The organism is uncultured Clostridium sp. (genome assembly GCF_947039605.1).
Lineage (GTDB): Bacteria > Bacillota > Clostridia > Clostridiales > Clostridiaceae > Sarcina.
The window spans coordinates 1-13621 of record NZ_CAMQZG010000068.1 but is presented as its reverse complement, the minus strand read 5'-3'; the positions used below and the strand labels follow the sequence as shown (position 1 = coordinate 13621).

Below are 13621 nucleotides of genomic sequence, written 5' to 3'. Positions count from 1 at the left end.
GATGCTAGGAAGCAGTAAAAATCTCGATATGGGTATATTTGTCCATATTTTGAGTGGCAGGAAATAAGTTATGAAAACAGTTAATGTTACGGTGAGAATGCCAGAGGAATTACACAAAGAATTTAAAATCAAGATGGTGATAGATAGCACAACAATGCAAGATTATCTTCTTAGTCTTGTAATGAAAGATATGGGTAAAAATCCAGAAGATTATAATTTTGAAGTTTAGGAAATACTAGTAGAGTTATCTTAAAACAAGAAATTTAGAAAAAACAAAAGAAAATAAAAAAAGGTATTTCTAGGAAATGTGAAACCTCTAGAAATACCTTAGCAAGGAGTTGAAAAATACAACTCGGCTTGAGAAAAACTCAAGTTAAGTGGTATTATATCAATCCTTGCACTTAAAAGCAAGGAGGAAGAAATGATGCGAGAGCCAATCAATGAGTTAAAAATCAATACTTTGAATGGAAATCAAATTTGTACATATATATTTGAAGGGCGAGTTTGTTATGTAGGATTAGAAATTGCAAAATTATTAGAATATAAAAATTAAAAAGGTTTGTAGTGAATTTCTCATTACAAGCTTTTTTGTTGTTTAAATTTAAAATAAAGTGAAAAAATCTATATAAAAATTCAACAATCTTAAAAATGTACACTAAATATAAAGTTTTTAATCTATTTTATATTTGGGGTATTATGGTATATTTAATTCATAAAATGACAAACGTTTACAGGAAGGGGGAGTTAGATGAGTACAGTTACAACGCTAAAGGAGAAGACAGATAGTTCATCAGAACAAAAAAATGATGTTGATAAAAAGCCTTTTAAAATCAAGAAAAAGTCCAAGTTTAAACAGAATTTTGAATTATTACTATTAACAGTTCCAGGAGCTGTTTGGTTTTTAGTATTTGCATATTTACCTATGTTTGGGGTTATAGTTGCTTTTAAAAATTGGCAAATACATGGAAACTTCTTCGAGAGCTTAGCAGGAAGCCCATGGGTAGGATTTGATAACTTTAAATTCTTATTCCAAAGTAGTGATGCTTGGCTTATTACAAAAAATACACTTATGTACAATGCTGTATTTATAGTTTGCGGTATTGTGTTACCAGTTACATTAGCAATTTTACTTAAAGAGGTATTTAACAAGAAGTTATCTAAGTTTTATCAAACTTCAATGTTCTTACCTTACTTCTTATCATGGGTTGTTGTAAGTTATTGTTTATATGCATTCTTAAGTCCTGATAAAGGATATGCAAATGCGATACTTACTAAATTTGGAATGGATCCGGTTTCTTGGTATACAGAACCAGGAGCATGGCCGTTTATTATTGTATTTATGAGTCAATGGAAAGGTGTAGGTTATGGAACAGTAGTTTATCTTGCATCAATATGTGGTATCGATAAGAGTTACTATGAAGCAGCACTTATAGATGGAGCTACTAAATGGCAGCAAATTAAACATATAACAATTCCATTACTAAAGCCAATTATGATAATCATGTTTATAACATCCGTTGGTGGAATCTTTAGAGCTGACTTTGGACTGTTCTATCAGTTACCAAAGAACTCAGGAGCATTATACCCAGTAACTAACGTTATAGATACTTACGTTTATAGAGGACTTATGAACCTTGGAAATATAGGAATGAGTTCAGCAGCAGCTTTATATCAATCATTTGTAGGTATGATACTTATACTTGTAACAAATGGAATAGTTAGAAAAGTTGACAAAGATAATGCATTTTTCTAGGAAAGGAGTGTGAAAGTAGTGTTAGAAAAAATAAAGAACATCTTCTCTACAAAAGATAAGGGAGATGATGATGGAAAATTTAACAGAGTATCAAATGGAGCACACATAGGAATAAACATACTATTCATACTACTTGCAGCAGCTTGTATTATACCATTTGTCTTTGTAGTTATAATATCTTTAACTAGTGAGCAGTCATTAGCAGCTAATGGATATAGTTTTTGGCCAGAAGAGTGGAGTTTAGAAGCTTATAGATATATCTTCTCATCAAGTAGCCAAATTTTGAAAGCTTACGGAATTACAATTTTAGTAACTGTATGTGGTACAACTTTAGGTCTTTGTATTATGACAATGTACGCTTATGCTTTATCAAGAAAGAGCTTTGCTTACAGAGGATTCTTTACAAAACTTATATTCATACCAATGTTATTTTCAGGTGGTATGGTTGCTTCATATTTAGTAGTAGTTAACTTCCTTGGATTAAAGGACAACCTATTAGCGTTAATCCTTCCAATCTGTGTAAGTTCATTCAATATTATTATTCTTAGAACATTCTTTAAGTCAACTATCCCAGATTCAATTATAGAATCTGCAAAGATAGATGGTGCTACAGAGTGGAAATTATTCTTGAAAATAGTTTTACCAATATCATTACCAGGTATTGCTACAGTTGGATTATTCTTAAGTCTTGGATTCTGGAATGACTGGTTCAATGCAATGTTATATATAGATGATAATGCATTAATACCATTACAATATTTACTTGTTAGACTTGAAACTTCAATGGAGTTCCTTGCTAATAATGCTTCTACAATGGGTACAAATGCTATTGAAGCAGTAGCAAATATGCCAAAGGATACAGCGAAAATGGCGATAGTTGTTATTACAACTCTTCCAATATTAATTGCTTATCCATTCTTCCAAAAATACTTTGTAAGTGGATTAACAGTAGGTGCTGTTAAAGAGTAATTTTAGTTTAGCTTAGATGGAGAGTTTCATCTTCATCTAGGCTTATATAAGAAAAGAGTAAACTATTCTTTTCTTATATAAGCTTAATGCTTAAAAATTAAATTAGTAATTTAGAAAAAAATATATAAATAAAAAATTTAAGGGGATGAAGAACTATGCATTATTTATTAGAAAGAATTGATAAAACATGTAATGAGGTTAAAAAGCACATATACAGAAACGAAGTTGAGATTAAGGGTTATAAGTATATTGAAGGAAATTACCACAACATTGATAAAATAGCAGAAGCACCAGTAGATGGATGGGTAGATTTTAAAAAAGGTGACCTTTGGGGTGGAAGAGATGCTCATGGTTGGTTTAAGTGTGAAGTAGAAGTTCCAGCTGATTTTGCAGGAAGAACTATAGCTTTAAACTTTAGTACATTTGAAGAAGGTTGGGATGCTACAAATCCTCAATTTATCTTATATGTAAATGGAGAACAAATTCAAGGTGTGGATATTAACCACAGAGAAATAATATTAACTCATGATGCGGTTTCTGGTGAGCTTTATACAGTAGATTTACATGCTTATGCTGGAATGTTAGATGATAAAAAGCCAACATTAAATGGTAAGCTTGTTGTGATAGATATGAATTCAAGAGATTTATATTTCAACTTAAAAGTTCCAGCTGATGTTTGTAAGGAACTTGGAAAAGAAGATAAGAAGAGAATAGATATGGTGACAGTATTAACTGATGCTGTAAACTTATTAGATTTAAGAAAGCCAAAAACAGCTTTATATGATAATAGTGTTATAGCTGTTAATGAATATTTAGAAGAAGAGTTTTATGGTAAGTTATGTGGACATGAAGAAGTTACAGCTACTTGTGTTGGACATACTCATATAGATGTTGCTTGGCTTTGGACAGTTGCACAAACAAGAGAGAAAGTTTCAAGAAGTTTCTCAACAGTTCTAAAGCAAATGGAAGAGTACCCAGAGTACGTATTCATGTCATCACAACCACAACTTTATAAATATTTAAAAGAAGACCACCCAAAAGTTTATGAAAAAGTTAAAGAGAGAATTGCAGAAGGTAGATGGGAAGCGGAAGGTTCAATGTGGCTTGAGGCAGATTGTAATGTTACTTCAGGTGAGTCACTTGTTAGACAAATCATGCATGGTAAAAGATTCTTTAAAGAAGAGTTTAATGTAGATAATAAAATATTATGGCTTCCAGATGTATTTGGATATTCAGCTGCACTTCCTCAAATTTTAAAGAAGTCAGATGTTGATTATTTCATGACAACAAAAATTGCTTGGAACCAATTTAATAAAATACCAATGGATACATTTATGTGGGAAGGAATTGATGGTTCAGAAGTTTTAACACACTTTATAACTACTACAGGACCAGGACAAGAGCATGATTCACACTTCACAACATACAATGGTCACATTCAACCAGATTCAGTTATGGGAGCTTGGAGAAGATACCAAAACAAGAATATCAATGATGATGTATTAATATCATTTGGTTGGGGAGATGGTGGTGGTGGTGCCACACTTGAAATGCTTGAAAATGCTAGAAGACTTTCAAAAGGTATCCCAGGTGCTCCAAAAGTTAAGATGGGAACATCAAAAGAATACTTTGAAAAATTAGATAAAAAAGTTAGTGGACATAAGAAGTTACCTAAGTGGTCAGGTGAATTATACCTTGAGTATCACAGAGGAACTTATACTTCAATGGCTAGAAATAAGAGAGATAATAGAGTTTGTGAGAATCTTTATACAGCAGCAGAGAAGTTAAATTCACTTGCTTTAATAGAAGGGAAAACTAACTATCCTCAAAAGAATATTAATGATTCATGGGAAGTTGTTTTATTAAATCAATTCCACGATATTATTCCTGGTTCATCAATTAAAGAAGTTTATGATGTAACAGCAGTAGAGTACAAAGAATTAATAGAAAATGCTAATAGCTTAGTTAATGATGGGGCTGGTTATGTGGCATCAAAGATAGATTTAAAAGATAGAAGTGTTGTTGTTTCAAATACATTAGGTTTTGAAAGAAGTGATATAGCTACATTTGAAATTCCAGTTGGAATTGAAAAGGTTGCAGTTATAAATGAAGATGGAACAGAAATAGCTTGTCAAAAAATCGAAGATAATAAAGCTATATTCTTTGCAGAAAATGTACCAGCTAATGGACATAAGAGTTTTAAAATTGTAGAAGCTACAAACATAGTAGAAAGTGCTATAACATTAACAAACACAGAAGCGGAAAATAAATTTGTTAAGATTAAGTTTGATGAAAAAGGTCAAATAGTATCATTCATGGATAAAGCTGCTAACAGAGAAATCTTAAAGGCTGGAGCTATTGGAAATGAAATTCAGGCATTCGAAGATAAGCCAATGTGCTTTGATAACTGGGATATAGATATTTACTACAAAGAGAAGCAATGGAATATTGATGATGTTCAAAATATAGAAGTTGTAGAAGTTGGTGCTGTAAGAAGTACACTTAAAATAGAAAGAAACTTCCTTGATTCAGTAATAGTTCAAAAAATCTACATCTACACAGATATGGGTAGAGTTGATTTTGATACACAAATAGATTGGAAAGAAAGTGATATCTTAGTTAAGGCTGCATTCCCAGTAGAACTTAATACAAAGGAAGCAACTTACGAGATTCAATATGGAAATGTTACAAGACCTACACATAATAATACATCATGGGATGTTGCAGCATTTGAGGTTTGTGGACATAAATGGGCTGATTTATCAGAAGGAGATTTTGGAGTTTCACTTCTTAATAATAGTAAATATGGACATGATATCAAAGATGGTAACATGAGACTTACATTACTTAAATCAAGTTGTGATCCAAATCCAGCAGCTGATAAAGAAGTACACAACTTTGTTTATTCAATCTACACACATGAAGGAACTTGGAAAGAAGCAGGAACAACTCAAAGAGCTTATGAGCTTAATAACCCATTAGTTGCAGTTGTTGAGGAAGCTCATGCTGGAGAAATGCCTTCAAACTTAAGTTTTGTAAATGTAAATGCAGAAAATGTAATTATTGAAGTAATCAAAAAAGCAGAAGACTCAGATCACTTAGTAGTAAGAATGTACGAGTTCCACAATAAGAGAACTAATGTATCAATGGAATTCTACAAAGAAATCGCAGAGATCTGTGAGTGTAACTTAATAGAAAGAGATTTAGAAGTAATTGAAGCAGAAGGAAATAAAGTTAACTTCACAATTAACCCATTCGAAATCAAAACATTTAAGTTCAAATTAAAGTAATTAAAGCAAATTTAGCAAGCAATCCTTAAAAAAATATATGCACCTAGAGCCATTCATAGTAGGCTTTGGGTGCTTTTTTTAATTAAGTGAATTTAGACAAGCAAAACTGAAATAAGTCCACTATAAGATAGAAAAAATTTCCTATATAATAAAAACATGTAAACGATATAAAAAATTAAAATATAAATTATTTGTTTAAGGGGGACGTTATTATGAAATTTAAAAAAATTATGGCAATTGCAATTACAGGGATTGTTGCAACTAGTGTATTAGCTGGATGTGGTGGAAGCAAAGCTACTACAGACGAAAATGGGATAACAACATTAAAGTGGTATACAATTGGTCAAGAACCTAAGGACAAAGATGCAGTTATGGCGAAGGCTAATGAATATCTTGGTGAAAAAATTGGTGTGAATATTGATGTGAACTTTATAGATTATGGTGATTATACACAAAAACTTGGAGTTATGATAAATACAGGGGAGGAGTTCGACTTAGCATTTACATGTTCATGGGCTGGAGATTATCTTGGAAATGCAAGAAAAGGAGCTTTCTTAGAACTTGATCAATATCTTGATGTACAAGGTAAAGATATGAAAGGTGCAATAGATCAAAGATTCTGGGATGGAGCAAAAGTTGATGGTAAAACATACGCAGTTCCAAACCAAAAAGAAATTTCAACAGCACCTATGTGGGTATTTACAAAAGAGTATATTGATAAATATGAGATACCTTATAAAGATTTAAAAACTCTTGAAGATTTAGAGCCATGGCTTGAAAAAATTAAACAAGCAGAGCCAGATGTAGTTCCGTTATACATCACAAAAGGTTTCTCAGCTCCACAATATTTTGATCAATTAGTAGAACCTATTGGTGTTGAATATGGCCAAGATGGATTCAAGGTTCAAAATATGTTTGAAACTCAAAAAATGAAAGATACATTAAATACATTAACAAGATACTATAAAAAAGGATATATCAATGCAGATGCTGCTACAGCACAAGATGATAAATCAATTAAGAGACTTGTAACTAAAGGTGATGGACAACCTTACGCAGAAATCTTATGGTCAAAAGACTTAAAGTATGATGTTGTTGCAACTCAAATAATGGATTCATATATCACAAATGGTTCTACTACAGGTTCAATGATAGGTGTTTCAAGAAACTCTAAGAACCCAGAAAAATCAGTAGAGTTCTTAAACTTACTTAATACAGACCCGTATATCAGAAACTTAATCAACTATGGAATAGAGGGAACACACTATAATAGAGTTGAAGGTTCAAAGAATCAAATAAAGCTAACAGACGCGGCTAAAGATTATAGTGTTGGATACTACACAGTAGGTAACTTATTCATCACAGATGTTCTTCACAACGAGCCAACTACTAAGTGGGATGAGTTCAAAGAATTCAATGATGCAGCAGAGAATTCACCAGCACTTGGATTCAAGTTTGATACAAGCAAAGTAAGTAACCAAATTGCAGCTGTAACTAATGTTCTTGAAGAGTTTAAATCAACATTATACAGTGGTTCAGTTGATAATACTGAATATGTAGGAAAGTTAAATGCAAAACTTAAAGAGCAAGGAATAGACCAAATAATAGCAGAAATGCAAACACAAATAGATGCTTGGGCAGCTAGTCAGAAATAATCAAAAAAATAATAGGGAGAGTCTAAAATCTCTCCCTTAATTTAAATAATGTAAAAGAGGTTTTTATTATGGAATTATTAAAGTATAGAGAAATTTTAAATAAGAAATTTGAAGTGTATTCTGACAGAAACAGAGTATTTAAAAATTATATAGTTGAAGGTTCAGACATTATAGTGAACTTCTCACCTACTAAACTTAAGGTAAGTTATTTTAGTGATTATATAGTAAAAGTCTTTTTAGGTGAAGAGTTTGAAGATGAGAGAAATACAAATGCTATTTGTATGAGCCCTCAAAAAGATGTTGAAGTTTCAATTGAAGAAACTAAAACAGAGTTAGTTATAATAGGGAAAAAAATTATAACTGTAATCAATAAGGATACAACAGAGGTAACCTTATTAGATACTAAAGGTAATGTGGTTTGCAAGGACTTCCAGCCAAGTTTTAAAAAGAAAGATGGGACAATCTATATTTCTAAGTTAAATGATTGCACTGCATATTATGGGCTTGGAGAAAAAGGTGGAAACCTAAATAAGAAGGGTTGTTATACAGAAAACTTTAATATAGATGACCCTGAAACTGATGATGATTCAGTTATGTATTATAAAACAGTTCCATTTTATGTAGGCGTTAATGAGAAAACTACACATGGTTTATTCTTTGATAATAGTCATAGAAGTTTCTATGACATGGGTAAACAATGTGATGATAGAATTTTCTTTGGTGCTACAAATGGTCAAATTCAATATTATTTTATTTTGGGGGAAAATGTTAAAGAAGTTGTTAAAGAGTATTCAAATTTAACTGGTAAGATGGAATTACCACCAATGTGGAGTCTTGGATATCAGCAAAATAGATTTAGCTATATGTCATGTGATGAAATTAGAGAAGTAATCAAAAACTTTGAAGAGAAAAACATTCCAATTGATGTAATTTATTTTGATATAGATTATATGGATGGATTTAGAGTTATGACTTTTAAAAGTCCACAATTCGATGATGCACAAAAGCTTATACAAGAACTTAAAGAAAAGGGTATTAAGACTATAACAATTCTTGACCCAGGAGTTAAAGTAGACGAGGAGTATGGAGTTTATCAAAGAGGAGTAAAAGGAAATCATTTTACAAAACAAGGTGATGGAAATTTATTTGTTGGTGCTGTATGGCCAAATGATAGTGCTTTCCCAGATTTCTCTAATAAAGAATGTAGAGAATGGTGGAAAGAAGAACTTAAAGATTTTGTTGGAAAATATGATATTGATGGAATTTGGAATGATATGAATGAACCTTGTGTGTTTAATAATGATCAAAAATCAATGTTAGAAACTTGTCTTCATAATAGTGATGATGGAGTGATAGAACATGCAGAGTTCCACAACAGATATGGAATGGAAATGAGTAGATGTTCAATGGAAGCACAAGACGAACTTAACCCAGAAAAAAGAGGATTCTCAATGACTAGAGCAACTTATGCAGGTGGTCAAAGATATTCATCAGTTTGGACAGGGGACAATATGAGTTTGTGGAGTCAGCTTAGAATGTCAATTCCAATGAATTGTAATCTAGGAGTTAGTGGTTTCTCATTTGTAGGAAATGATGTTGGTGGATTTGGTCTTGATACAACAGAAGAGTTATTTATAAGATGGATGCAGGTTGGGACATTCCTTCCGATATTTAGAAATCACTCTAATATGTATACAAGAAGACAAGAGCCTTGGGCTTTTGGTAAAAATGTAGAGAAGATAGCAAAAAGAAGTATAGAACTTAGATATGAACTAATGCCCTATATATATAATGAGTTTTACAAGTCATACAAAGATGGAGTTCCAGTATTTAGACCTATGGTTATGGAGTTCCAAGATGATAAAAATGTGCATGACTTAAAAGAGCAATTTATGTTTGGAGATAGCATACTTGTAGCCCCAGTAGTACACGAGGGCGAAAGAGAAAAAGTTGTTTATCTTCCAAAAGGATGTTGGTATAGATATGAAACAGGTGAAAAGTTTGAGGGAGAAAGAAGATATAAACTTCCTTGCAAAATAGATGAAATATTATTCTTTGTTAAAGAGAATAGCATTATACCAACTTACAGAGATAAGTATATGAATGTAGAACAGATGCCAGATACATTTACTTATAGAGTTTATGGTTCAAAGGCAAAACTTGTACATTATTATGATGATGGTGCTACAAATGGTTACAAAAATGGTGAGTATAACTTAATTTCAATATGCTTTGATAATGAAGATGAGAGTATTAAGTACTTAAATAAGGGTATAAAAGAAAAGAAGAAAGAGTTCAAGATAATACTTTAAGAGAAGATGGGGGAATTAGTGATGATAGCTTGTTTAGATATAGGAGGAACATCTATAAAGGTGGCTCTTTCAGATAGAGAAGGAAATTTAATTGAAAAAGGGAATGTTAATGTAGCGGAAACTTTTGATGTGTTAATGGGAAATATAGTTACTTGGGTTAATTCAATGAAAGAAAAGTATGAAATCGAAGGACTTGCAATAAGTTCCCCAGGAGCTGTAGATTCAATCACAGGGATAGTTGGTGGAGCTAGTGCAGTGCATTGCATACATGGTCCAAATTGGAGAGAAGAAGTTAGAAATAGACTTGGTCTTGAAATTGGGATAGAAAATGATGCGAACTGTGCAGCACTTGCAGAAGCTTTCTCAGGTTCAGCAAAAAATGTTGATGAGATGATGTTCCTTGTATGTGGTACAGGAATTGGTGGGGCTATAGTTAAGAATGGAAAAATTCATCATGGAAAGCACTTACATGGTGGAGAATTTGGATATATGTTAATGGAAGAAAGAGATGGTAGATTTTATAACTTTAGCGAATGTGCATCAACAATGTCATTCGTAAGAAAAGTTAGAGCACACTATAATGATGATTCATGGGATGGAGTAAAAGTTTTTGAGGAAGCTGCAAAAGGAAATGAAGTTTGCAAAGATGCAATTGAAAGATTCTATAAAAACTTAGCAATTGGAATATTTAACTTACAGTATGTTTATGACCCTGAAATGATACTTCTTGGTGGAGCTATAAGCGAGAGAGAAGATATTGTTGAAAAGCTAAATGAAAAGCTTGATGAAATATTAAAGATAGTTGAGATAGCAAAAGTTAAACCTAATATAGTAACTTGCACACATAAAAAAGATGCAAATTTAGTTGGTGCAGTGGCAAATTTCTTGAAGGGGAGTAATTAAAATGGAAAAGTTATATGTAGGTGTAGACCTTGGGGGAACAAAAATATATACAGCTCTTGCAAATGGAAATGGTGAAATTCTAAGAGAAATTATAGTGCCAACAGAAGCAGAAAAAGGTGCAGAGCAAATTATAGAGAAAATAAAAAGTAGTATAAGATATGTATCTAAAGAAGTTACATTAAAAGAAGTTAAAGCAATAGGGATTGGATCACCAGGACCATTAGAAGTTAAAAAAGGAATTATAGCAGAGCCACCAAATCTACCAATCAGAAACTACAATATAGTAGAAGATATGAAAAATGAGTTTGGAGTAGAGGTATACCTTGATAATGATGCTAATGCAGCTACTCTTGCAGAATATACTTTTGGACAAGGTGTAGGAACTGAAAATATGGTATTTATAACATCAAGCACAGGCGTTGGTGGTGGTGCAGTTCTTAATGGGAAATTATATAGAGGTAGCACATCAAATGCCTTAGAACTTGGACATACAACAGTGAAATATAATGGAAGAGTTTGTGGGTGTGGAAATAGAGGGTGTGTAGAAAGTTTAGCTTCTGGAACTGCTATAAAACTTATAGCAAATGAAAGAATGAATGGAGATACAACATCACTTAGTAAGCACGAAGAAGTAACAGCAAAAGAAGTTTTTGAAGAAGCTAGAAATGGAGATTTACTTGCTAAATCAATAATTAGAGAATGTATAGGGTATCTTGGAATAACAGTTGCAAATGCAGCAAATTCATTTGATCCAGATATGATTGTCCTTGGTGGGGGAGTTATAAATGGTGGAGATATTATATTTGAAATAATAGAAGAAGAGATGAAAGAAAGATGCTTAAATACAATCAGAGAGAATTGCAAGGTTAAACCTGCAAAACTTGGTGGGAAAGCTGGAGTCTTAGGTGCAATAGCACTTGCGGTTGTAGAGAGTAAGTAATTTAGGGGTGAATAAACTATGGAAGAATGTTATGAGCAATTTCTAACAAGGGATTATGGGAGTAGACAAGAATATATAAATGCAACCGCTAATGGGTTATTGTTTCTTGCAGCCGTTGGGACTTTTGGTTTAAGAAGTTTATTTATGGCAGCAACTACTGGAATTGCATATATAGGAATGATACTTTATATGAGAAATAAGTTTATTGAGTATGAGTATGAGCTTATATGTGATGAACTTACAGTATCAAAAATCTTCAATAAAAGAAGAAGAAAGAAAATTGTAAATATCGAATTGAAGAACATGATAGAAGTAGATAAAAGTGCAAATCACAAAATTAAAGATTTATTTATAGATGAAAAAGGTTTAGAAAAAAGAGTTATATATGTAAGAGAAGAAAATCAGGTAAAAGCTTATAGAATTGCATTAGATAAAAAATTATTAGCTAAATGCAAAAGAGTAAATCCAAGAATGTTTAATGAGTTTTAAATTTAAGGGGGATATGAGTTATGGCAAATGTAGTATTAAAAAATATAGATAAAATATATGATGGTGGGGTTAAAGCAGTTGATAACTTTAGTTTAGAAATAAAAGATAAGGAATTTATAGTTTTAGTAGGACCATCAGGTTGTGGAAAGTCTACAACACTTAGAATGATAGCAGGTCTTGAAGAAATTTCAGGTGGAGAATTATTTATAGGAGATAACCTTGTTAATGAAGTGGCTCCAAAAGATAGAGATATTGCAATGGTATTCCAAAACTATGCTTTATATCCTCATATGACTGTGTATGATAATATGGCATTTGGATTAAAACTTAGAAATACTCCAAAAGATGAGATAGATAAAAAAGTTAGAGATGCAGCAAGAATACTTGATATGGAGCATTTACTTGAAAGAAAGCCTAAAGCTTTGTCAGGTGGACAAAGACAAAGGGTTGCTATGGGAAGAGCTATAGTTAGACACCCACAAGTTTTCTTAATGGATGAGCCATTATCAAACCTTGATGCAAAACTTAGAGTTCAGATGAGAACAGAAATATCAAAACTTTATCATAAATTACAAACAACATTTATATATGTAACTCATGATCAAACTGAGGCTATGACTCTTGGGACAAGAATAGTAGTTATGAAAGATGGTTTAATTCAACAAGTTGCAACTCCAAAAGAAATATATGAGCACCCGGTAAATATGTTTGTTGCAAGTTTTATAGGAAGCCCACAGATGAACAATTTATATGGAACAACAAGAGAAGTTGATGGGAAAATAATGATTAAGATATTAGATAGAGAGATTGAACTTCCAAAATTTAAAGCAGATAAAATTAGAGGAACAAAACATGCAAATGCAGAAGTTATAATGGGTATTAGACCAGAAGCTATAAGTTGTAAAGAAGCTGACCTTAAAAAAGAGGGAGCAATAATATTTACAAGTACACTTGATGTTTCAGAAAACCTTGGTGCAGAGAAATTCCTTTACATGCAAGTTGAAGGAAGAACTATGGTAGTTAAAACTAACTCACCAGAAGAATTTAAGCCAGGTCAAGAAGTTAAGTATGTAATGGACTTTAATAAATTCCACATGTTTGATAAAGAAGAGCAATACACAGTATTCTAAAAATAATAAAATCTATTCAAAAAGAAAAATTCTAACAAATATAAAAGTCGACTTCGAAAGAGGTCGGCTTTTTTGATTAGGTGTGTTTAAGAAGGATATGGATTGATAGTCAATATCCTTAGAAAGGGATATGGATTGATAGTCAATATCCTTGAAAGGGGATATGGATTGGATAGTCAA

The 13621-nt window shown here is 31.9% G+C and carries 11 protein-coding genes; all 11 read left to right on the top strand.

The annotated features are described in order from the left end of the window. Positions 1-70: 70 nt before the first annotated feature. Positions 71-229: a hypothetical protein gene (locus Q0V24_RS15875; RefSeq protein WP_297522952.1), complete on the top strand. Its 159-nt coding sequence runs from the start codon at positions 71-73 to the stop codon at positions 227-229. A gap of 192 nt (positions 230-421) precedes the next feature. Continuing rightward, positions 422-553, top strand: coding sequence for a hypothetical protein (locus Q0V24_RS15870; RefSeq protein ID WP_297522950.1), 132 nt, complete (start codon positions 422-424; stop codon positions 551-553). Between the two features lie 195 nt (positions 554-748). Next, a complete protein-coding gene (locus Q0V24_RS15865; RefSeq protein WP_297522948.1) occupies positions 749-1753 on the top strand; it encodes a sugar ABC transporter permease in 1005 nt (334 codons plus the stop codon). A gap of 105 nt (positions 1754-1858) precedes the next feature. Continuing rightward, entirely contained in the window at positions 1859-2722 is an 864-nt protein-coding gene (locus Q0V24_RS15860; RefSeq protein ID WP_297522955.1) for a carbohydrate ABC transporter permease, read from the top strand. A 155-nt stretch (positions 2723-2877) separates the two neighbouring features. Further along, the gene (locus tag Q0V24_RS15855; protein ID WP_297522945.1) at positions 2878-6012 is read left to right on the top strand and encodes an alpha-mannosidase; all 3135 of its coding nucleotides are present in this window, start codon (positions 2878-2880) and stop codon (positions 6010-6012) included. A 209-nt stretch (positions 6013-6221) separates the two neighbouring features. Beyond that, entirely contained in the window at positions 6222-7667 is a 1446-nt protein-coding gene (locus tag Q0V24_RS15850) for an ABC transporter substrate-binding protein (RefSeq protein WP_297522953.1), read from the top strand. A gap of 68 nt (positions 7668-7735) precedes the next feature. Next, a complete protein-coding gene (locus Q0V24_RS15845) occupies positions 7736-9979 on the top strand; it encodes a glycoside hydrolase family 31 protein (RefSeq protein ID WP_297522943.1) in 2244 nt (747 codons plus the stop codon). A 21-nt stretch (positions 9980-10000) separates the two neighbouring features. After that, positions 10001-10882 carry an ROK family protein gene (locus Q0V24_RS15840; RefSeq protein WP_297522941.1) on the top strand — a complete coding sequence of 294 codons (882 nt, stop codon included), beginning with the start codon at positions 10001-10003 and terminating at the stop codon, positions 10880-10882. A gap of 1 nt (position 10883) precedes the next feature. Continuing rightward, on the top strand, positions 10884-11822 hold the full coding sequence (locus Q0V24_RS15835; protein WP_297522939.1) for an ROK family protein: 939 nt from the start codon (positions 10884-10886) through the stop codon (positions 11820-11822). A gap of 18 nt (positions 11823-11840) precedes the next feature. Further along, on the top strand, positions 11841-12311 hold the full coding sequence (locus tag Q0V24_RS15830; RefSeq protein WP_297522937.1) for a hypothetical protein: 471 nt from the start codon (positions 11841-11843) through the stop codon (positions 12309-12311). 20 nt (positions 12312-12331) lie between these two features. Beyond that, positions 12332-13441, top strand: coding sequence for a sn-glycerol-3-phosphate ABC transporter ATP-binding protein UgpC (ugpC, locus tag Q0V24_RS15825; protein ID WP_297522935.1), 1110 nt, complete (start codon positions 12332-12334; stop codon positions 13439-13441). Positions 13442-13621 lie beyond the last annotated feature (180 nt).